This is a genomic window from Streptomyces sennicomposti, assembly GCF_019890635.1.
In the GTDB taxonomy this organism is placed as follows: Bacteria; Actinomycetota; Actinomycetes; order Streptomycetales; family Streptomycetaceae; genus Streptomyces; species Streptomyces sennicomposti.
In genome coordinates, this window is record NZ_JAIOAB010000065.1 from 11910 (window position 1) to 32838 (window position 20929).

General features: G+C 70.9%; 16 protein-coding genes and 4 tRNA genes. 9 read left to right on the forward strand and 11 right to left on the reverse strand.

Annotated elements, in window-relative coordinates; all coding sequences use genetic code 11:
• Positions 1–311: 311 nt before the first annotated feature.
• Positions 312–629 carry a histone-like nucleoid-structuring protein Lsr2 gene (locus tag K7787_RS26790; RefSeq protein ID WP_009189439.1) on the reverse strand — a complete coding sequence of 106 codons (318 nt, stop codon included), beginning with the start codon at positions 627–629 and terminating at the stop codon, positions 312–314.
• A gap of 367 nt (positions 630–996) precedes the next feature.
• Here K7787_RS26790 and purS point away from each other — a divergent pair, with 367 nt between their 5' ends.
• The 6 genes from purS to purM all read left to right on the forward strand — a co-directional run bounded on the left by purS (position 997) and on the right by purM (position 8207).
• Positions 997–1260, forward strand: coding sequence for a phosphoribosylformylglycinamidine synthase subunit PurS (purS, locus tag K7787_RS26795; RefSeq protein ID WP_019982969.1), 264 nt, complete (start codon positions 997–999; stop codon positions 1258–1260).
• Positions 1257–1961, forward strand: a complete 705-nt coding sequence (purQ, locus tag K7787_RS26800; protein ID WP_223003235.1) for a phosphoribosylformylglycinamidine synthase subunit PurQ — start codon at positions 1257–1259, stop codon at positions 1959–1961. Before purS ends, purQ begins: the two co-directional genes overlap by 4 nt.
• Positions 1958–4216, forward strand: coding sequence for a phosphoribosylformylglycinamidine synthase subunit PurL (gene purL, locus K7787_RS26805; RefSeq protein WP_169435442.1), 2259 nt, complete (start codon positions 1958–1960; stop codon positions 4214–4216). Before purQ ends, purL begins: the two co-directional genes overlap by 4 nt.
• A gap of 299 nt (positions 4217–4515) precedes the next feature.
• Positions 4516–5313, forward strand: coding sequence for a maleylpyruvate isomerase family mycothiol-dependent enzyme (locus K7787_RS26810; protein ID WP_164389573.1), 798 nt, complete (start codon positions 4516–4518; stop codon positions 5311–5313).
• 231 nt (positions 5314–5544) lie between these two features.
• Positions 5545–7074, forward strand: coding sequence for an amidophosphoribosyltransferase (gene purF, locus K7787_RS26815; RefSeq protein WP_223003236.1), 1530 nt, complete (start codon positions 5545–5547; stop codon positions 7072–7074).
• Positions 7075–7118: 44 nt separating this feature from the next.
• Positions 7119–8207: a phosphoribosylformylglycinamidine cyclo-ligase gene (purM, locus tag K7787_RS26820; protein WP_223003237.1), complete on the forward strand. Its 1089-nt coding sequence runs from the start codon at positions 7119–7121 to the stop codon at positions 8205–8207.
• 129 nt (positions 8208–8336) lie between these two features.
• Here the strand turns inward: purM and K7787_RS26825 are convergent, their stop codons facing one another.
• Positions 8337–8591 carry a DUF3073 domain-containing protein gene (locus tag K7787_RS26825; RefSeq protein ID WP_223003238.1) on the reverse strand — a complete coding sequence of 85 codons (255 nt, stop codon included), beginning with the start codon at positions 8589–8591 and terminating at the stop codon, positions 8337–8339.
• 330 nt (positions 8592–8921) lie between these two features.
• Entirely contained in the window at positions 8922–10010 is a 1089-nt protein-coding gene (locus K7787_RS26830; RefSeq protein ID WP_223003239.1) for a Leu/Phe/Val dehydrogenase, read from the reverse strand.
• A gap of 232 nt (positions 10011–10242) precedes the next feature.
• Here K7787_RS26830 and K7787_RS26835 point away from each other — a divergent pair, with 232 nt between their 5' ends.
• A complete protein-coding gene (locus K7787_RS26835) occupies positions 10243–11112 on the forward strand; it encodes a DUF8083 family protein (RefSeq protein ID WP_223003240.1) in 870 nt (289 codons plus the stop codon).
• Positions 11113–11675: 563 nt separating this feature from the next.
• Positions 11676–11882 carry a developmental transcriptional regulator BldC gene (gene bldC, locus K7787_RS26840; protein WP_003949541.1) on the forward strand — a complete coding sequence of 69 codons (207 nt, stop codon included), beginning with the start codon at positions 11676–11678 and terminating at the stop codon, positions 11880–11882.
• A 521-nt stretch (positions 11883–12403) separates the two neighbouring features.
• Here the strand turns inward: bldC and K7787_RS26845 are convergent.
• The 8 genes from K7787_RS26845 to K7787_RS26880 form a co-directional block, all read right to left on the reverse strand.
• Complete coding sequence (locus K7787_RS26845; protein ID WP_223003241.1) at positions 12404–12655, reverse strand: DUF6274 family protein; 252 nt, start codon at positions 12653–12655, stop codon at positions 12404–12406.
• Between the two features lie 471 nt (positions 12656–13126).
• Positions 13127–13201 (reverse strand) — tRNA-Asp (locus tag K7787_RS26850).
• Positions 13202–13294: 93 nt separating this feature from the next.
• Positions 13295–17272 (reverse strand): ATP-dependent RNA helicase HrpA, encoded by a 3978-nt coding sequence (gene hrpA, locus K7787_RS26855; RefSeq protein WP_223003242.1) that lies wholly within the window; start codon positions 17270–17272, stop codon positions 13295–13297.
• Positions 17273–17445: 173 nt separating this feature from the next.
• On the reverse strand, positions 17446–17859 hold the full coding sequence (locus tag K7787_RS26860; protein WP_223003243.1) for a hypothetical protein: 414 nt from the start codon (positions 17857–17859) through the stop codon (positions 17446–17448).
• A gap of 190 nt (positions 17860–18049) precedes the next feature.
• Positions 18050–18123, reverse strand: a tRNA-Phe gene (locus K7787_RS26865).
• 24 nt (positions 18124–18147) lie between these two features.
• Positions 18148–18222 (reverse strand) — tRNA-Asp (locus K7787_RS26870).
• A gap of 49 nt (positions 18223–18271) precedes the next feature.
• Positions 18272–18344, reverse strand: a tRNA-Glu gene (locus tag K7787_RS26875).
• A gap of 80 nt (positions 18345–18424) precedes the next feature.
• Positions 18425–20236, reverse strand: coding sequence for a metallophosphoesterase family protein (locus tag K7787_RS26880; RefSeq protein WP_247721321.1), 1812 nt, complete (start codon positions 20234–20236; stop codon positions 18425–18427).
• A 298-nt stretch (positions 20237–20534) separates the two neighbouring features.
• Here K7787_RS26880 and K7787_RS26885 point away from each other — a divergent pair, with 298 nt between their 5' ends.
• A complete protein-coding gene (locus K7787_RS26885; RefSeq protein WP_019982956.1) occupies positions 20535–20885 on the forward strand; it encodes a metallopeptidase family protein in 351 nt (116 codons plus the stop codon).
• Positions 20886–20929 lie beyond the last annotated feature (44 nt).

A 20929-nucleotide genomic window follows, 5' to 3' on the forward strand; every position in this document is an offset into this window, starting at 1 on the left:
ACTCCGTGGGTTTCGGCCTTTCGGCCTCGCCCCTCGGCGTGCTCCAGACATTAGCTGATCAACGGGGGGGTTGCGCAAGTCGGTTCCTCAGCGGGCCGGCTGACGGTCCCTGGGGAGGCCCTGCCCGCCTGGGACCGGCCGGGGGGCAGCGCCGGGCGGGGAACGTCAGCCGGGGGCGGCAGTGCGGGGTGAGCCCGGGCGGGGCGGCGGCGCGGGGTGCGGGGTGCGTCCGGGCCGGGACCGGCGGCGCGGGGTGCGTCCGGCCGGGGCGGCTGGGGGCCCTTGGGAGGCCCCCGACCCACCCCGCACGCTCACTGCGCCGCGCTGAACGCCTCGTACACCTTCTTCGGAATCCGGCCCCGGGCCGGCACGTCCATCTTGTTGGCCTGCGCCCAGGCGCGGACGGCCGCCGGGTCGGGGGCCACCTCCGTCTGCCGGTACGCCTTGCCGGAACGCGACCGCTTGCGGCCCGCCTCCACATACGGAGCGAGCGCCTTGCGCAGCCGCTTCGCATTGGCCTGGTTCAGGTCGATCTCGTAGAACTTGCCGTCGAGTCCGAAGGCGATCGTTTCCGCCGCTTCCGAGCCGTCGATGTCGTCAAAGAGAGTGACCACGACACGCTGCGCCACGAATATCGGTCCCTTCGTGCGACACCTCTGCGTCCCGGCGGCTCTGTCATGGCCTGCCGGACGTGCGGAGATGTTCGCCAGATAGTCGGCTGTCCGCCTGTTATCGGGAAAAGTATCGGCTGTTGCCAATTCATTTGTACAGTGCCGGGCATTGCCAAGTGAAGCCCCGACTAAATCTGTCCGCGTGTCCCCGGGCAATGGAGTATCCGGCACGCATCGCCGAACTTTCCCAGAACTTTTCCCGAAGACTGCGCTCCGATACCGCACCGTGACCGTCGTCACGTAGTTTCCTACCAATCTACTCGCGTAGAAATTTTGTGCGGGTAGTCTGAAGGGACCTGCTCAGCACCACACACCGGGAGTGCCAGTGGCACGCGTCGTAGTCGACGTCATGCTCAAGCCGGAGATCCTCGACCCCCAGGGCCAGGCGGTGCAGCGCGCACTGCCGCGCCTGGGTTTCGAAGGCATCTCCGACGTACGTCAGGGAAAGCGATTCGAACTGGAAGTGGACGGGCCCGTCGACGACGCCGCGCTCGCCCGCATTCACGATCTTGCCGAATCCTTCCTCGCCAACACCGTGATCGAGGACTTCACCGTCAAGGTGGAGGAAGTCGCGGAGGCCGCGAAGTGACCGCTCGTATTGGCGTCGTCACTTTCCCGGGCAGCCTCGACGACCGTGACACCCAGCGCGCGATCCGCCTCGCGGGCGCCGAACCGGTCGCCCTGTGGCACAAGGACAAGGACCTCAAGCAGGTCGACGCGGTGGTCCTGTGCGGCGGTTTCTCCTACGGCGACTACCTGCGGGCCGGCGCCATCGCCCGGTTCTCGCCGGTGATGGACACCCTCGTCGACCAGGCGAAGGCCGGCCTCCCGGTGCTCGGCATCTGCAACGGCTTCCAGATCCTCACCGAGGCGCACCTCCTCCCGGGCGCGATGCTCGGCAACGACCACCTCCACTTCATCTGCCGCGACCAGAAGCTGCGGGTGGAGAACGCGGAGACCGCCTGGACCAGTGACTACACCGCCGGCCAGGAGATCAGCATCCCGCTGAAGAACATGGACGGCCGGTACGTCGCCGACGCGTACACGCTGGACAAGCTGGAGGCGGAGGGCCGTGTCGCCTTCCGCTACCTCACCCGCGGCGAAGCCGCCGAGGGATACGGAAACCCGAACGGCTCGCTCAACGACATCGCCGGCATCACCAACGACGCCGGGAACGTCGTCGGCCTCATGCCGCACCCCGAGCACGCCACCGAGCCGCTGATCGGCACCGGCCGCACCGACGGCCTGCCGTTCTTCACCTCGATCCTGAAGAAGCTGGTCACCGCATGAGCAGGACGCCTCTGGACACGGTCGAGCACGCGGCCGCGACCCCCGACGTCGAGCTGCCCTGGGCCGAACTCGGCCTGAAGAAGGACGAGTACGAGCGGGTGGTGGAGATCCTCGGCCGCCGCCCCACCGGCGCCGAACTCGCCATGTACTCCGTGATGTGGTCCGAGCACTGCTCGTACAAGTCCTCCAAGGTCCACCTCCGCCAGTTCGGCGAGAAGGCCCCCGAGAGCGACGCGCTGCTCGTCGGCATCGGCGAGAACGCCGGCGTCGTGGACGTCGGCCAGGGCTACGCCGTCACCTTCAAGGTGGAGTCGCACAACCACCCCTCCTACGTCGAGCCCTACCAGGGCGCGGCCACCGGCGTCGGCGGCATCGTCCGCGACATCATCGCGATGGGCGCCCGCCCGGTCGCCGTCGTGGACCCGCTGCGCTTCGGCGCCGCCGACCACCCCGACACCAAGCGGGTGCTGCCCGGCGTGGTCGCGGGCATCGGCGGCTACGGCAACTGCCTGGGCCTGCCCAACATCGGCGGCGAGGTCGTCTTCGACGCCTGCTACCAGGGCAACCCGCTGGTCAACGCCGGCGCGATCGGCGTGATGCGGCACGAGGACATCCACCTCGCCAAGGCCTCCGGCGCCGGCAACAAGGTCATCCTGTACGGGGCCCGGACCGGCGGCGACGGCATCGGCGGCGCGTCCATCCTCGCCTCCGAGACCTTCGACGACGCCAAGCCGTCCAAGCGTCCGGCGGTCCAGGTCGGCGACCCGTTCCAGGAGAAGCTCCTCATCGAGTGCACCCTGGAGGCGTTCGCCGAGAAGCTGGTCGTCGGCATCCAGGACCTCGGCGCGGCCGGTCTGTCCTGCGCCACCAGCGAGCTGGCCTCCAACGGCTCCGGCGGCATGCGCGTCACCCTGGACGACGTGCCGCTGCGCGACTCCACGCTCTCGCCCGAGGAGATCCTCATGAGCGAGTCGCAGGAACGCATGTGCGCGGTGGTCGAGCCGGAGAAGGTCGACCGCTTCCTGGAGATCTGCGAGAAGTGGGACGTCATCGCCACCGTCATCGGCGAGGTGACCGACGGCGACCGCCTGGAGATCTACTGGCACGGCGGCAAGATCGTGGACGTCGACCCGCGCACGGTCGCGCACGAGGGCCCGGTCTACGAGCGCCCCTACGCCCGCCCCGCGTGGCAGGACGCCCTCCAGGCCGACGACGCGAACAAGCTGCCCCGGCCGCGGTCCGCCGAGGAGCTGAGGGCGCAGGTCCTGAAGCTGGTCGCCTCCCCGAACCAGGCGTCCAAGAAGTGGATCACCCAGCAGTACGACCACTTCGTGCAGGGCAACACCGTGCTGGCCATGCCCGAGGACTCCGGCATGATCCGCATCGACGAGGAGACCGGCCTCGGCGTGGCGATCGCCACCGACGGCAACGGCCGCTACGCCAAGCTCGACCCGTACACGGGCGCGCAGCTGGCGCTGGCGGAGGCCTACCGCAACGTCGCCGCGACCGGCGCGAAGCCGCTCGCCGTCTCCGACTGCCTGAACTTCGGCTCGCCCGAGGACCCGGCGGTGATGTGGCAGTTCGCGGAGGCCGTCCGCGGTCTGGCCGACGGCTGCCGGCAGCTCGGCACCCCGGTGACCGGCGGCAACGTCTCGCTCTACAACCAGACGGGCGAGGCGGCCATCCACCCGACGCCGGTCGTCGCCGTCCTCGGCGTGATCGACGACGTGGCCCGGCGCACCCCGGTCGCCTTCCAGGAGGAGGGCCAGCTGCTGTACCTCCTCGGCGACACCCGCGAGGAGTTCGGCGGCTCGGCGTGGTCGCAGGTCGTCCACGACCACCTCGGCGGGCTGCCGCCCGAGGTGGACCTGGAGCGCGAGCGGCTGCTGGCCGAGATCCTGATCTCCGCCTCCCGCGACGGCATGATCGACTCCGCGCACGACCTGTCCGACGGCGGTCTGATCCAGGCGGTCGTGGAGTCCGCGCTGCTCGGCGGCAAGGGCGCCCGGCTGGTCGTCCCGGACGGCCTGGACGCGTTCACCTTCCTGCTGTCCGAGTCGGCCGGACGCGCGATCGTCGCGGTGCCGCGCTCGGAGGAGGTCCGCTTCACCGACATGTGCGGCGCGCGCGGCCTGCCGGCCACCCGCATCGGCGTCGTGGACGGCGACACGGTCGAGATCCAGGGCGAGTTCGACCTGCCCCTCACGGAACTCCGCGAGGCCCACGAGAACACGATCCCGGCGCTGCTGGCGTAGTCCGGCGCGTACGGGACGACGCAGGGGTCCGGCCGCCGCGACGGCCGGACCCCTGCGCGGTATGCCCGGCCGCTCGCCGCGCGTCGCCGATCCCGCTGGCCAGGTGTCGCCGTCTCCCGTACAACAGCCGTCTCCCGTACCGACCGTCGGCTGCCGTGCGGCCGTCGGGCGTCCCGGCGTACGGAACCCGCCGGGACGGAGGGCGTTGCCCTCGCACGCCGGAGCCGCCCGCACCCGCCCCGCCCCGCCCCGTCGGAAAATCTCTGAGCCGGCCGTTCCCACCGCATAGGCTCCCTGCCATGCCCCCGGTGAAGAAGCGCGCCCGGTCCTACGATCCCGGCAAGATCCGCGTGGCGGTTCTCGCCCAGTTCGGTCATGTGCGGGAGGCCGTGCGCGGGCTCGGCGGCGAGCAGTTGGCGCTGCCCACCCGGCTCGGCGACTGGACCGTGCGGGACCTCCTCGCCCACCTCACCATGGCCGTGGAGAGCGTCAGCCTGGCCGCCGAGCGCCCCGCGCCCGCCCGCGCCGAGACCGGGCCGCTCGACTACGCCGCGGCCACCGGACGGCACGCCGAGGCCATCGCCGACCGCAGCCGCGAGATCGCCGAGGCCCACCCGGACCTGGACGCCCTGTACTCGCGGGTGGGGGAGCGGTTCGCCGGCACGCTGGAGCGGGTCCCGGCCGAAAGGGTCATCGACACCCGCGCGGGCGCCATGACCCTCGCCGACTACCTGGTCACCCGCACCGTCGAACTCGTCGTCCACACCGACGACCTGAACGCCGCCGTGCCCGGCCTGGAGGTCCCGCTGGAGCGTCAGGCCCTCGCCGCCTGCACACGGCTGCTGGCCGACACCCTCGCCGTCCGTGCGCCCGGCGGCTCCACGGAGGTGCGGGTGCCGCCGTACGCCGTCGTGCAGTGCGTGCAGGGCCCGCGGCACACCCGCGGCACCCCGCCCAACGTCGTCGAGACCGATCCGCTGACCTGGGTCCGGCTGGCCACCGGGCGGCTGGCCTGGGAGGACGCCGTGGCGGACGCGAAGGTGAGCGCGAGCGGGGAGCGCGCCGACCTCTCCGGGCTGCTGCCGCTCATGTCCTGAGCCGGGCCGGCCGGACGCGCCGGGCGATGTGCGGCACATCACTCGCGGCCGTCGCGCAGCGGCCCGCGGAGCCCTTCCGGCCGCCGGCCGGGGCGCCGCGGCGAATTCCCCGCCCCGCCCGCCTGACCTGCGAAAACGCAAGGATCACCGCCATCGCGTCCGGCGGAAGATCCAAAGCCGCCCGCCATCCCCAATTCGGACCAGTGGACGACCTCGCTTAGACTCGGAGGCGTGCCACGTGGTGACGGTCGACTCAATCACGATCTGCTCCCCGGCGAGAAAGGCCCCCAGGACGCATGCGGCGTCTTCGGTGTCTGGGCTCCGGGCGAAGAGGTCGCAAAGCTCACGTACTTCGGGCTCTACGCCCTCCAGCATCGGGGTCAGGAATCCGCGGGAATCGCGGTCAGCAACGGCTCCCAGATCCTCGTCTTCAAGGACATGGGCCTCGTCTCCCAGGTCTTCGACGAGACCTCGCTCGGTTCGCTCCAGGGTCACATCGCGGTCGGACACGCCCGCTACTCGACCACCGGCGCCTCCGTGTGGGAGAACGCCCAGCCGACGTTCCGGGCCACCGCGCACGGTTCCATCGCGCTCGGCCACAACGGCAACCTCGTCAACACCGCCCGGCTCGCCGAGATGGTGGCCGAGCTGCCCAAGGACACCAACGGCCGCTCCACCCGGGTCGCGGCCACCAACGACACCGACCTGCTGACGGCCCTGCTGGCCGCCCAGGTCGACGCCGACGGCAAGCCGCTGACCATCGAGGAGGCGGCCCACACCGTCCTGCCGCAGGTCAAGGGCGCCTTCAGCCTCGTCTTCATGGACGAGCACACCCTCTACGCGGCCCGTGACCCGCAGGGCATCCGCCCGCTGGTCCTCGGCCGCCTGGAGCGCGGCTGGGTGGTGGCCTCCGAGTCCGCCGCCCTCGACATCTGCGGCGCCAGCTACGTCCGCGAGATCGAGCCGGGCGAGTTCGTCGCCATCGACGAGAACGGCCTGCGCACCTCTCGATTCGCAGAAGCGAAGCCCAAGGGCTGTGTCTTCGAGTACGTCTACCTGGCCCGCCCCGACACCGACATCGCCGGCCGGAACGTCTACCTCTCGCGCGTCGAGATGGGCCGCCGGCTCGCCAAGGAAGCGCCCGTCGAGGCCGACCTGGTGATAGCGACCCCGGAATCCGGCACCCCCGCCGCGATCGGGTACGCCGAGGCGTCCGGCATCCCCTTCGGCGCCGGCCTGGTGAAGAACGCCTATGTGGGCCGTACGTTCATCCAGCCCTCGCAGACCATCCGGCAGCTCGGCATCCGGCTCAAGCTGAACCCGCTGAAGGAAGTCATCAAGGGCAAGCGCCTGGTGGTCGTGGACGACTCGATCGTCCGCGGCAACACCCAGCGCGCCCTGGTCCGCATGCTCCGCGAGGCGGGCGCGGCCGAGGTCCACATCCGGATCTCCTCGCCGCCGGTGAAGTGGCCGTGCTTCTTCGGCATCGACTTCGCCACCCGCGCCGAGCTGATCGCCAACGGCATGAGCATCGACGAGATCGGCACCTCGATGGGCGCCGACTCGCTGGCGTACATCTCCATCGACGGCATGATCGAGGCGACCACCATCGCCAAGCCGAACCTGTGCCGCGCCTGCTTCGACGGCGAGTACCCGATGGAGCTGCCCGACCCGGAGCTGCTCGGCAAGCAGCTGCTGGAGACCGAGCTGGCCGCCGGGCCCGCGGCCACGGCCGCCGCCGACGCGATCCGGCGCCCGTAGGCGCCCCGCCAGCCCCCTTTCACCAACCCGAAAGATCCCAGGCAATGTCTGAGACAACCACCGGCGCGTCCGGCACGTCCGGTGCTTCCTACGCGGCTGCCGGCGTCGACATCGAGGCGGGCGACCGCGCCGTCGAGCTGATGAAGGAATGGGTGAGGAAGACCCGGCGGCCCGAGGTGCTGGGCGGCCTCGGCGGCTTCGCCGGCCTCTTCGACGCCTCGGCTCTCAAGCGCTACGAGCGGCCCCTGCTCGCCTCCGCCACCGACGGCGTCGGCACCAAGGTCGACATCGCCCGGCAGCTCGGCGTGTACGACACCATCGGCCACGACCTGGTCGCCATGGTCATGGACGACATCGTGGTGTGCGGCGCCGAACCGCTGTTCATGACGGACTACATCTGCGTCGGCAAGGTGCACCCCGAGCGGGTCGCCGCCATCGTCAAGGGCATCGCCGAGGGCTGTGTGCTGGCGGGCTGCGCCCTGGTCGGCGGCGAGACGGCCGAACACCCCGGGCTGCTCGGCGCGGACGACTTCGACGTCGCCGGCGCCGGTACGGGCGTCGTGGAAGCCGACCGGCTGCTCGGCCCCGACCGCATCCGCACGGGTGACGCGGTGATCGCGATGGCGTCCTCCGGCCTTCACTCCAACGGGTACTCGCTGGTCCGGCACGTGCTGCTGAACCAGGCCGGTCTCGCTCTGGACGCGCAGGTCGAGGAGTTCGGCCGCACCCTCGGCGAGGAGCTGCTGGAGCCGACCAAGATCTACTCGCTGGACTGCCTGGCGCTGACCCGCACCACCGAGGTGCACGCGTTCAGCCACATCACCGGCGGCGGGCTCGCCGCCAACCTGGCGCGGGTGATCCCGGACGGCCTGCACGCCGTGGTCGACCGCTCCACCTGGACCCCGGCCCCGGTCTTCGACCTCGTCGGCCGGACCGGCGACGTCGAGCGCCTGGAGCTGGAGAAGACCCTCAACATGGGCGTGGGCATGATCGCCATCGTCCCCGAGGAGTCCACCGACGCGGCCCTGGCCACCCTGGCCGACCGCGGGGTCGACGCCTGGGTGGCCGGCGAGATCACCGACCGCGGCGAGCACTCCACGGGCGCGGCCCTGGTGGGCGACTACGCCGGCTGAGTGACGGCGGCGGCCGTCGGCGCTCCGGCGCCGGCGGCCCGGACACGGTCATGCACGAGGACACGGGCACGGACAGCACAGAACCCGGTCCGTGGGAAGCCCACGGACCGGGCTGTGGTCGATGCAAGGTCAAGCGCCGCGGCGACGCTGGTGGGAGGAGTTGTCGTCCTCTTCCTCGTCGTCGTCCTCGTAGAGGTCGGCGTACCGTGCGTACAGGTCGTTGTCTTGCTCATCTTCCTCGAAATGGCCGCCGTTGGACGGCGGCGGATTCGACGTCGATGCGCCCAGCTCCTCGGCCAGGCGTGAGAGATCAGTCCCACCGCTGTTGTACTTCAGCTGGCGGGCGACCTTCGTCTGCTTGGCCTTGGCCCGGCCGCGCCCCATGGCTCGACCCCCTCAACGACGGGGCTCGACGGCCCCAGAGTCTTGACACGCGTTCATGATCCGGCACGGGCTCTCCGTGGAGAGACCGGTCCGTAGGGCTTCCACGGTACCTGAGCCCGCGCCCATACGGTACGTCGCCCGCAGGAAGCGCGTGTGCGCAGGACCTTCGAGGCGCCCCGTCCTCGCTGGTCAGTGGCGATTTTAACCACTTATCGGCGGGCGACCCGCCGGTCGACGTGAGAGTTGTCTCCCACCGCCCACCGGCAGGTACCGGTCAAACGCGTGACTGCGCCGTGCGCGCGGGCGCTCACCGCCCGCGCGCACGAGGGGTCACTTCCGCGCGTCCGCCATCCGCTGTTCCGCGATCCGGTCGGCCGCCGCGGCCGGCGGAATCCCGTCTTCCTTCGCACGTGCGAAGATTGCGAGCGTGGTGTCGAAGATCTTCGCGGCCTTCGCCCTGCACCTCTCGAAGTCGAAGCCGTGCAGCTCGTCGGCGACCTGGATGACACCGCCGGCGTTCACCACGTAGTCCGGCGCGTAGAGGATGCCGCGGTCGGCGAGGTCCTTCTCGACGCCGGGGTGGGCGAGCTGGTTGTTGGCCGCGCCGCACACCACCTTCGCGGTCAGCGCCGCCACCGAGTCGTCGTTCAGCGCGCCGCCGAGGGCGCAGGGCGCGTAGATGTCGAGGCCCTCCACCCGGATGAGCGCCTCGGTGTCGGCCACCTGGCCGACGGTGGGGTGCGCCTCCACGACCCGGCGCACGGCCTCGGGCCGCACGTCCGTGATCACGACCTCGGCGCCCTCGTCCAGCAGGTGCCGCACCAGATGGTGCCCGACCTTGCCCACGCCCGCGATGCCCACCGTGCGGCCGCGCAGCGTCGGATCGCCCCACAGGTGCTGCGCCGAGGCCCGCATGCCCTGGTACACGCCGAAGGCGGTCAGCACCGAGGAGTCGCCCGCGCCGCCGTTCTCCGGGGAGCGGCCCGTGGTCCAGCGGCACTCGCGCGCCACGACGTCCATGTCGGCGACATAGGTGCCGACGTCGCAGGCGGTGACGTAGCGCCCGCCGAGCGAGGCCACCATCCGCCCGTAGGCGAGCAGCAGTTCCTCGGTCTTGACCTGCTCCGGGTCGCCGATGATCACGGCCTTGCCGCCGCCGTGGCCGAGCCCGGCCATGGCGTTCTTGTACGACATGCCGCGGGCGAGGTTGAGCGCGTCGGCGACGGCCTCCGCCTCGTTCGCGTACGGGTAGAAGCGGGTGCCGCCGAGGGCCGGGCCGAGGGCGGTGGAGTGGATGGCGATGACGGCCTTGAGGCCGCTGGCGCGGTCCTGACAGAGCACGACCTGCTCGTGGCCGCCCTGCTCGGAGCGGAACAGGGTCTGCAGTACGTCAGCGGAGGCGCCGGTTACGTCGGTCACTGTGGTGACTCCTGGGTAAGTAGCGGCGAGATAGGACGGGCTTCCGTGAAGGTGGCGGAGGCCGTGCCAGGAGATTAGACCCTGACCCCCGCGGCCACAGGCGCAGTGGTCGGGATCACCCTCCCTAGGGGTACCTTCCCATCCGGACGTGCGACGATTTGCAGTGGTTTTCCGTCCGTCCGGGCGCGGGCCGGTCGGGTTTCGGCTCCGGACCGGTGGGGAGGGAGCAGGCGTGCCCAAGGTGTCCTCGGTGATCGTCCCGTACGCGGCCTACTTGCGCGTCTACGAGCCGCTGGCGGCCTTCCCCGAGCAGGAGCGCGGGCACTGGGAGCGCTACGCCCGCAGCCCCGACCGCCCCTCCTGCCAGGACGAACTGCGCCGCTCGCTCGCCGATCTGCTGCCCACCCCGCCGGTGGCCGTGCCGGTGCACGAGAGCCGGGACGCCTTCGTCCTGGAGGTGGACGGGGTGGTCTGCGTCTGCCCCTGGCGCACCCGGCTGCGCGGCTGGCAGGCGCTCGGCGAGCTGCCCGAGGAACTGCCGGCGGTGGTCCTGGACGCGGTGCTGCCCCCGGTCGTGCGCCGCCAGGCCGCCCAGGACTACGAGCGCTGGCTGGAGCGCAACCCGGACGCCCGGCCGTGGATCCGCACGGCGACCTGGCAGGTGCCGCTCAACTGGTTCGTGCTGGTCGCCGACGAGGAGCGGGAGTACGCCAAGGGCGCCGGGGCGCCGGCGGCCGGCGGGGACTTCGGGGACGGCGCCCCCGTGCTGCGCTACCGCACCCCCATGGTGCAGGCGCGGCGGCGGGTGGCGCGGGGGCTGCGGGCCCTGCGGGACGCCATCGACGAGGGGCCGCTGATCGACGGCCTGGTGGACGTCGGCCGCTGGCTGGAGGAGTTCCACCCGCGGTCCCTGGTCGAACTGGACTACGGCGGGCTGGTGCACGCGCTGCCGGCCGGCGATCTGGAGGGCGACCACTCGGCGGCGGACGTGGCCGAGGGGATCGACGCGCTGCGCCGGGGCGACGCGGACACGGCCGGGGAGGCGTACGGGCGGCTCGTGGAGCGGTGGCGCGCGGTGCGCGAGCGGCGTTCGGCGAACTGACGCGGACCGGCGTACGCACTTGTGACCTGGCGTGTGACCTGGATCACGGCTCGAACGCCGTCGAACGACGTACGGTCAAGGGTCTTTAGCGGAGCTGACGGGGCGTAGGCGGCGATCGGCGACGATCCGGGCCTTTGTTCCAAGGGTGATCTACCGCACTTACAAGAACCTTGCCCCGCTTGCCCCTCCTCATGCCAAAATAGGACAAGGAGTCCGGGGAGGACTCCTTCCGCCCTGCTGTGCTCCGATCTGGGTGGAATCTCAGCATTGCACGCTTTGGGGGGTCTGGTGACTTCCTGATCACCACGTGACTGATCGTCACAGTGGTGTGACTGTCCGCTATGGCATGGTCCATCGGCTTCCGTCGCTGATGAACACCTGGGAGGGCAATTCCATCGGTTTGGCCGACGCGGCTGGACAGATGGTGTAGTTGTAGTGCCGAGGACAAGCCGTTCGTCCTATAACCGACTCGACTCGCGTCCGCCATTTCGGGCAACGCGGGTCAAGGTGCAGAATTTAGAGGAAAGAACCGAGAAGGTTCGGTTCTCCCGAGGAGGCCGCTCATGACCGCTCGCACCCCTGATGCCGAGCCGCTGCTGACCCCGGCTGAGGTCGCCACCATGTTCCGCGTCGACCCGAAGACGGTCACGCGCTGGGCGAAGGCCGGCAAGCTCACGTCGATCCGCACGCTCGGCGGGCACCGCCGCTATCGCGAGGCCGAGGTCCGCGCTCTGCTCGCGGGCATCCCGCAGCAGCGCAGCGAGGCCTGAACAACTCCATAACCGGGCAAACCGGCTGGTCCCCCAACTGGCTGTCATGTCCGGGCCCATAGCTCCAAGCGACGCGGGTCCTGCCCCAACAGGTCCCACGCCCAAGCCGTCAGAGCTCTTCAGGCATGTGAACAGGGTGCGTCGTCGATCGCGCTGGACTCCGCCGGGTCCAGCGCGATCTTTTTTGTGCGTCCGAGGGGTGTGGTGGGGCGGGTCTGTGAGCGGCCTTGTCGGAGCCTGGGGAGGGGTGTCGGATCCTCTGTGGAGACCTCTAGGGACCAGTGCAATTGCACATATTAAATTGACCCCTTGTAGGCGGGGTGTAAGTACGGGCCTTTTAAAAACTCGTACGGTGACACCCGTCACATGACCGGGTGCTTGAAGCGCGGCGGCGCGGTGCGCTAGTGGAGTTTTCGGTTCCACCGCCCTTTGGGCGCAGGGGAGTTCGGCACGCGCGCCGAACTCCGTGCCGGGGGCCGAACGCGGGGTCGGGGGGCCGGGGTGGGCCGTGGTGGGGCGGCTTACGCCGTGGTGGGGTGCTGCTCGCTCTCCAGCGGCTCGACGGACTCCGGCGGCGCCAGCGCCGTCAGGCCCGCCGGCGGCTGCGAGGCGGCCTCCGGGGCGTCAGGGGCCGTTCTGGGCGCGCTGTCGAGCGCGAGGCGCAGCAGGTGGTGGCAGACGGGGCAGCGGTACGTGAAGTGGCGGTACGACGAGGCGGCCGCGAGGTGCGCGCGGAGCAGGGCCCGTGTCTCGTGCCTGGCCGATGCCGCCATACGCCACCTCCAGCGGGGGCCGTACCCGAACGTTGCCCTGCTTTCTGGGTACCGAGCGAATGTGACTCCGTCAAGACGCGGGACGCCTCCTGTCGCGGCCGGTGCCGACCGACGGGTACGGGTGGTGCCGGGGGCGGCAACGGGGGCGGTCTTGACGGAAGTTGCGGGGTGGTCCGGGGAGGGCGCGCGGGGCGCCGGGGCCGGGCGCGGAGGGCGGCCCGGGGCCGCGGCGGGGGCGGGAACGCCGAAGGCCCGCTGCACTGCCATCTCGGGTGGCGGGCCTTCTTTGCCGCGGGCCAGACATGCCGAAGGCCCGCTGCCGTTGCCGGTAGCGGGCCTTCTCTCTGCGGTCCTGACGGGATTTGCTGTGTCCGATCGCGGCTCCGCCGCGGGGCGCGGCCTGCGGCGGAGCGTGCGGGCCGAGACGTGCCGAAGGCCCGCTGCCGTTGCCGGTAGCGGGCCCTCTCTCTGCGGTCCTGACGGGATTTGAACCCGCGGCCTCCACCTTGACAGGGTGGCGAGCACTCCAAACTGCTCCACAGGACCAGGTTTTGCGGCGCCATTCCTGCGTTGCGCTGCGAGAAGAGACTCTACAGGAGGGGAGCCGCCTGGTCGAACTCACTCACTGTGCCGGGGCCGTCACGGCGCCGCCGCGTCGATCGCCTTCACGATCCGCTTGTCGGAGACGGGGTACGCCGTGCCCAGCGCGTGGGCGAAGTAGCTCACCCGCAGCTCCTCGATCATCCAGCGGATGTCCCGCACCTGCTGGGGCACCGGGCGGCCCTGCGGCAGCTGCTCCAGCAGCCAGGCGTACTCGTCCCGCATCTCGTGGACCTTCTCCATGCGCGTGGTGTCGCGCTGGACGTTCGTCGGCATCTGCTGGAGCCGGCGGTCCACGGCGACCAAGTAGCGCATCAGGTCGGGCAGCCGGCGTATCCCCGCCTCGGTCACGAAGCCGGGCTTCACCAGGGCGTCCAACTGCGCCCGCACATCCGTGAGGTTCGGCAGCAGCGCGGGGCTGCGGACGGCCTTCAGCCGGCGCTCGCAGGCCTGCCAGGCGGCCAGCACCTGCTGCACCTGGCCCACGGCCCGCACGGTCAGGTCCACGATCTCGGCGCGCACCTTGTCGTACAGCTTGCGGTACGACTCCTCGTCCCACGCCGGCCCGCCGAACTCGCCGATCAGCCGGTCCGCCGCCGCCATCGCGCAGTCGTCGAACAGCGCCTGGATGGAGCCGTGCGGATTCGCCGACAACGCCAGCTTCTGCTGGTTCGTCAGCTTCTCGGAAGCGAACTTCGCGGGATTGACCGGGATGTTGCGCAGGATCAGCCGGCGGGTGCCCTTCCACATCGCCTCGGCCTGCTCCGCCTCGGTGTCGAAGAGGCGTACGGAGACCGTGTCGCCGTCGTCCACCAGCGCCGGGTACGCCTTCACGGGCTGCCCGGCCCGGCGGGTCTCGAAGATCCGGGTGAGGGAGCCGATCGTCCAGTCGGTCAGCCCCGTGCGCTCCAGCGCCTCGCCGCCGGTGCGTTCGGCCGTCGCCGCGGCGGCCTGGGACAGTGCCTTGCGCGCCTTCGGCCTGAGCCGCAGCTTGAGCGCTTCGAGGTCCTTGTCCTCGGCCAGCTTGCGGCGCCGCTCGTCGACGATCCGGAACGTGATCTTCAGATGGTCGGGGACCTTCGACCAGTCGAAGTCCTCGGCCTCGAACGGCACGCCGACCATCCGCTTCAGCTCGCGCGCCATGGTGAGGGTCAGCGGCTCCTGGAGCGGGACCGCGGTGTCCAGGAAGCGCTTCGCGAAGTTCGGCGCGGGCACGTAGTTGCGGCGGATCGGCTTGGGCAGCGAGCGGATCAGCTCGGTGACGACCTCCTCGCGCAGGCCCGGGATCTGCCAGTCGAAGCCCTCGTCGGTGACCTGGTTGAGAACCTGGAGCGGGATGTGCACGGTCACGCCGTCCGCGTCCGCGCCCGGCTCGAACTGGTACGTCACCCGGAACTTCAGGTTCCCCTGCCGCCAGGAGTCGGGATAGTCGGCCTTGGTGACCGCCTCCGCGGACTCCCGGATGAGCATCTCGCGCTCGAAGTCCAGGAAATCGGGCTGCTCCTGGCGCTTGCGCTTCCACCAGGAGTCGAAGTGCGCGCCGGAGACGACGTGCTCGGGCACCCGCTGGTCGTAGAAGTCGAACAGCGTCTCGTCGTCCACGACGATGTCCCGGCGGCGCGCCCGGTGCTCCAGCTCCTCGACCTCGCTGAGCAGCTTGCGGTTGTCGGCGAAGAACTTGTGGTGGGTGCGCCAGTCGCCCTCCACCAGGGCGTTGCGGATGAACAGCTCGCGGCTGGCCTCGGGGTCGATCCGCCCGTAGTTCACCTTCCGCTGGGCGACGATCGGCACGCCGTACAGCGTCACCTTCTCGTACGCCATCACCGCGGCCTGGTCCTTCTCCCAGTGCGGTTCGCTGTACGTGCGCTTGAGCAGGTGCTCCGCGAGCGGTTCGACCCACTCGGGCTCGATCTTGGCGTTGACCCGCGCCCACAGCCGCGAGGTCTCCACCAGCTCCGCCGACATCACGAACCGCGGCGGCTTCTTGAACAGCGCCGAGCCCGGGAAGATCGCGAACTTGGCGTTGCGGGCGCCCAGGTACTCGCCCCGGCTGCCGTCCCTGCGGGCGCCCGGCGCGGAGTCCTTGGACTCCTTCACGTCCTTCATGCCGATGTGCGAGAGCAGACCGGCCAGCAGCGAGACGTGGACGCGGTCGGCGGGGGCGTCGTCCTCGTTGAGGTGGATGCCCATCTGCTTGGCGACCGTGCGCAGCTGGGTGTAGATGTCCTGCCATTCGCGGATGCGCAGGAAGTTGAGGAACTCCTGCTTGCACATGCGCCGGAACGACGACGAGCCGCGCTCCTTCTGCTGCTCGCGGACATAGCGCCACAGGTTGAGGAAGGCGAGGAAGTCGCTGGTCTCGTCGCGGAAGCGGGCGTGCTGCTGGTCGGCCTGGGTCTGCTTGTCGGCGGGGCGTTCGCGCGGGTCCTGGATGGACAGGGCCGCGGCGATGACCATGACCTCGCGGGCGCAGCCGTTGCGGTCGGCCTCCAGGACCATCCGGGCCAGCCGCGGGTCCACCGGGAGCTGGGCGAGCTTGCGGCCGGTCTGGGTGAGCCGCTTGCGCGGGTCCTTCTGCGCCGGGTCGAGCGCCCCCAGCTCCTGGAGCAGTTGCACGCCGTCGCGGATGTTGCGGTGGTCCGGCGGGTCGATGAAGGGGAACTTCTCGATGTCGCCGAGGCCGGCCGCCGTCATCTGCAGGATCACGGAGGCGAGGTTGGTGCGCAGGATCTCGGCGTCGGTGAACTCCGGCCGGGCGAGGAAGTCGTCCTCGGAGTACAGCCGGATGCAGATGCCGTCGGAGGTACGGCCGCAGCGGCCCTTGCGCTGGTTGGCGCTGGCCTGCGAGATCGGCTCGATGGGCAGCCGCTGCACCTTGGTGCGGTGGCTGTAGCGGGAGATCCGGGCGAAGCCGGGGTCGATGACGTACTTGATGCCGGGGACGGTCAGGGACGTCTCGGCGACGTTGGTGGCCAGCACGATCCGGCGGCCGGTGTGCTGCTGGAAGACGCGGTGCTGCTCGGCGTGGGACAGCCGCGCGTACAGCGGCAGGACCTCGGTGAACCGGTACTGCTTCTTGTTCAGCGCGTCCGCGGTGTCGCGGATCTCCCGCTCGCCGGAGAGGAAGACGAGGATGTCCCCGGGGCCCTCCGCCATCAGCTCCTCGACGGCGTCGGTGATCGCGGTGATCTGGTCGCGGTCCGCGTCGTCGGAGTCCTCCTCCAGCAGCGGCCGGTAGCGCACCTCCACCGGATACGTCCGCCCGCTCACCTCGATGATCGGCGCGTCCCCGAAGTGCCGGGAGAACCGCTCGGGGTCGATGGTGGCCGAGGTGATGACGACCTTGAGGTCCGGCCGCTTGGGCAGCAGCTGCGCCAGGTAGCCGAGCAGGAAGTCGATGTTGAGGGACCGTTCGTGGGCCTCGTCGATGATGATCGTGTCGTAGGCGCGCAGCTCGCGGTCGGTCTGGATCTCGGCGAGCAGGATGCCGTCCGTCATCAGCTTGACGAAGGTGGCCTCCGGGTCGACCTGGTCGGTGAACCGCACCTTCCAGCCGACGGCCTCGCCGAGCGGCGTGTCCAGTTCCTCCGCCACGCGCTCGGCGACCGTGCGGGCCGCGATCCGGCGAGGCTGGGTGTGCCCGATCATGCCCCGCACGCCCCGGCCCAGCTCCATGCAGATCTTCGGGATCTGCGTGGTCTTGCCGGACCCGGTCTCACCGGCCACGATGACGACCTGATGATCGCGGATGGCCGCCGCGATCGCGTCCTTCTTCTGGCTGACCGGCAGCTGTTCGGGGTAGCTGACGGCGGGCACGCGGGAGCGCCGCGCGGCCATGCGTTCCTCGGCCTTGGCGACCTCGGCCTCGATCTCGGTGAGAACGGCGGCGCGCGCCTCCGGCTTGCGGATCTTGCGCGCGCCTTCGAGCCGGCGCCCGAGGCGGTGCGCGTCGCGCAGCGACAACTCGGTCAGACGGGAGGCGAGAGCGCCCAGGGCGGGGGCGGGATGCGTAGACATACGCGATCCAGGATCTCACCTCGGGGAAATTGCGCGCGAATGATTTCCCGGCCCGGTCGGAGGGCCGGGCCGGTGAGCGGGTTCCGGTGTGGCGACGGCAGCCGGTGTGGCGACGGCAGCCGAGGCGGGGCGGCAAGCCGAGGCGGAGGCGAAAGGGGGGGCGACCGTGCGGGTCAGCAGTGCTGGCCGGAGCGGAAGCCGCTCTTGTATCCGTCCTTGTAGCCGCGCTGGTAGTCCCGGCCGGAGTCCTTCTTCACGGTGGGGGACTTGTCCGCCTTCAGACGGGAGGCGTCCGCCCTGTTCGTCTGGACGTGGACGAGGGCCTGCTTACCGCCGTGGTCGCGGTGGTCACCGTGGTGATCGCACTTGTGACGGCCGTCACGGAAACCGTTCTTGAAGCCGTCCTTGAAGCCGCGCTGGTAGTCCCGGTCAGAGGTGGGGGCCTTCGCGGTGGTGCTGACGTGGGTCTCGCTGGGCGCCGCGACGGCCTGCTGATAGCCGACCGGGCCGAGAACGACGGTCGCGGCGAGGAAGGCCGACCCCAGGACGGCGGCCCGCTTTCCGGGACCTCTATGAGTGGTGGGCATGCTCGCCCCCTTTTATGCGGTTCTCACCTGGTTCTCACGTTTCACATTAGTCACCCGTTCGGCCCCCGCAACCGCACGCGGACGCATCGGAAGGCCGCGCGCGGACGCACCCGAAGACCGCGCGCGGACGCACGAGAAAGCCCCTCTCCGTCGATGCCGGAGAGGGGCTTCTGCCCGATGCGGGCTGTTGTGGCTGGGGCCGGGGTCGAACCGGCGACCTATCGCTTTTCAGGCGATCGCTCGTACCAACTGAGCTACCCAGCCACGAGGTTTCACGTGAAACCTCAGCGGTCCTGACGGGATTTGAACCCGCGGCCTCCACCTTGACAGGGTGGCGAGCACTCCAAACTGCTCCACAGGACCATCTGGTTGTGTGCGAACCAACGTGAGTAGTGTCGCACACCGTACTGCGTGCCCCCAACGGGATTCGAACCCGTGCTACCGCCTTGAAAGGGCGGCGTCCTAGGCCGCTAGACGATGAGGGCTATCGGCCCGCCTGGGCGCTTCTCAGCGCGTCGGGGACGTGAGAAGCATATGGGATGGCAGGGGGTATCGCCAAAACCGTTTACGGCCCGGCGGAGGAGGGCGAGGTCCGGGCCTCCGGTGCGGGTGTCGGTGTCGGTGTCGGTGTCGGCGTCGGTGCGGTGGCAGGGGCCGGGGAGCCGGGTGCGGTGGCAGGGGAGCCGGGTGCGGTGGCGGGTGCCGTGGCGGGTGCCGTGGCGGGAGCTGTCGCGGGTGCGGTCGCGCCGGGCAGGTTCTCCTTCGGGAGGTGGCGGCTGACCTCGGCCGTGGTGAGCCCCAGACCGCCGAGCCTGATCTCGTCCCAGGCCTGGAGGCGGCGGCTGTCCCGGTCGAAGTAGAGGAGCGAGGCCTCGATCGGCGCGGGGTGGTCGCCCTCCAGGGCGCGCAGACCGCCGCCGCCCGTGGAGCCCTCCATCCGCAGCCGGGTGCCGAACTTGAGGATCTCGGTGCCCTCGTGGTGCAGATGGCCGCACAGCACCAGCGGCACCGTGCCGTCCGTCTCCCGGGCCGCCAACGGCTCGTGGGCGATCGCGACGTCCACGGGCGTGCCCGCGGCCCGCTGGTCGCGCAGGGCCGAGGCCAGCCGGGCGCCGGCCAGCCGCTCGGAGGCGTCGCCGCCGACCGGGGAGGAGCGGTCGGGGGTGAACTGGGGGTCGCCGATGCCCGCGAAGCGCAGCCCGGCCACGGTCACGGCCCGGCCGTCGTCCAGGACGTGCACGTTCTTCATCCGCTCCAGATACCGCTGGGTGGCGGCCGAGTCGTGGTTGCCGCGCACCCAGACGTAGGGGGCGCCCAGGTCCGCGACCGGGTCCAGGAACGGGTTCTCGGCGGCCGTTCCGTGGTCCATCGTGTCGCCGGAGTCCACGATCACGTCCACCTTGTACTGCTGGACCAGCGAGGCGACGATCTTCCAGCTCGCCGGGTTGAGGTGGATGTCGGAGACGTGCAGCACCCGGACGGTCGTCGGGTCCGGCTGGTAGGCGGGGAGCGTGGACGTGACGTCGTAGAGCTTCGTCACGTTGGTGACCAGGCGCGCCAGTTCCTGCTGGTAGACGTCGAACTCGGTGACGATGCTGCGGGCGTTGCCGACCAGCGAGGGCGCCGAGGAGAGCAGCCCGGAGAACTTCGGCTCCAGCACGGACTCCGGGTTCCAGGTCGCGTACGCCGTCACGCCGGACGCGGTGAGCAGCGTCAGCGCCAGGCCGCCGGCCGCCAGGGCGCGGCGCGGGCGGCGGTAGACGGCCAGACCGAGCGCGGTCGCGCCGAAGACCACGGCGGCGCAGGAGCGTACGGCCAGGTCGAGGGTGCCGTGCTCGATGTCGTGCACCACCTCGTCCTGGAGGCCGGAGATCCGCTCGGGGTGGTCGACGAGGGCCTGGGAGCGTTCGGGGTCGAGCCGGTCGACGTCCACGTCCAGGCTGACGGGGGCGGTGTGGCTGCGCAGTTCCAGGGAGCCGAGCGGCGAGACGTTGATCCGGGTGCCGCCGGTGAGGGAGGGGCGCAGGGCCATGGTGGTGTTCATGGGGCCGACCGGCACGCGGGTGGTCCCGGCGAACAGCAGGCCCAGCCAGGCCCCGGCGATCACCACGGCGACCAGACCGAGAGCGCGCGGCCAGGGGCGCGGCTCGGGCGTGAGGGTGGTGAGGGTAAGGGGGCTTTCGGGGCGCTTGCGACGCTTGGGGGCGGTGGGGGCGGTGGGGGCGGTGGGGGCGGGCGGAGCGGTGGGAGCGCCGGGGGCGCGCACCGCCCTGCGCAGGACGTCGGGGACGCGCACCGCCTTGCGTATGCGGTGGCGCAGCCCTCGGGTGAAGGGGCGGCGGCGGTTCAGGTCGGCGGCGGGGTCGCGGCGGGCCATTGGTCGCGTATGCCCATGGGGGAGGCGGGATATTCCGGCGCCGCGGGACCGGGGCCGCGGGGCCGTCCGGGGCGCGGCGGGTGGTCGGTGGGGCCGGGGGACGGCCGGTGGGGTGGGGTACGGCCGGTGGGGTGGGGTACGGCCGGCCGGCGGGGTACGGCCGGTGGCCGGTGGGGCGGGGAACGGCCGGTGGCCGGTGGATTGGAGTGGGGCGGGGGGCAGTGCGCCCGGGTACGGCAGCCGGCCGGGGGCCGGATGTCCGTGGTGCGGGCGGGGGTCGTACCGGACAATGGCCCTTGTGCTGGAGATGACGCGCGAGCAGTTCGAGGAACTGGTGGCCGAGGCCCTGGACCGGATCCCGCCGGAGCTGACCCGGCTGATGGACAACGTCGCGGTGTTCGTCGAGGACGAACCGCCCGCCGACGACCCGGAGCTGCTCGGGCTGTACGAGGGCACCCCGCTGACCGAGCGCGGCGAGTGGTACGCGGGCGTGCTGCCCGACCGGATCACGATCTATCGCGGGCCGACGCTGCGGATGTGCGAGACGCGCGAGGACGTGGTCGCGGAGACCGAGGTGACCGTGGTGCACGAGATCGCCCACCACTTCGGGATCGACGACGCGCGGCTGCACGCACTGGGGTACGGCTGAGGGGGCCGGCTGCTCGCGCTCGGGGGTGCCACGCGTAGACCTGC

What these genes read in the sequence shown, in the direction of transcription:
- purL (WP_169435442.1), top strand. Translation starts at nt 1,958, where the DNA reads ATGAGCAGGACGCCTCTGGACACGGTCGAGCACGCGGCCGCGACCCCC.
- K7787_RS26810 (WP_164389573.1), top strand. Translation starts at nt 4,516, where the DNA reads ATGCCCCCGGTGAAGAAGCGCGCCCGGTCCTACGATCCCGGCAAGATC.
- purM (WP_223003237.1), top strand. Translation starts at nt 7,119, where the DNA reads ATGTCTGAGACAACCACCGGCGCGTCCGGCACGTCCGGTGCTTCCTAC.
- K7787_RS26825 (WP_223003238.1), bottom strand. Translation starts at nt 8,591, where the DNA reads ATGGGGCGCGGCCGGGCCAAGGCCAAGCAGACGAAGGTCGCCCGCCAG.
- bldC (WP_003949541.1), top strand. Translation starts at nt 11,676, where the DNA reads ATGACCGCTCGCACCCCTGATGCCGAGCCGCTGCTGACCCCGGCTGAG.
- K7787_RS26845 (WP_223003241.1), bottom strand. Translation starts at nt 12,655, where the DNA reads ATGGCGGCATCGGCCAGGCACGAGACACGGGCCCTGCTCCGCGCGCAC.
- hrpA (WP_223003242.1), bottom strand. Translation starts at nt 17,272, where the DNA reads ATGTCTACGCATCCCGCCCCCGCCCTGGGCGCTCTCGCCTCCCGTCTG.
- K7787_RS26860 (WP_223003243.1), bottom strand. Translation starts at nt 17,859, where the DNA reads ATGCCCACCACTCATAGAGGTCCCGGAAAGCGGGCCGCCGTCCTGGGG.
- K7787_RS26880 (WP_247721321.1), bottom strand. Translation starts at nt 20,236, where the DNA reads ATGGCCCGCCGCGACCCCGCCGCCGACCTGAACCGCCGCCGCCCCTTC.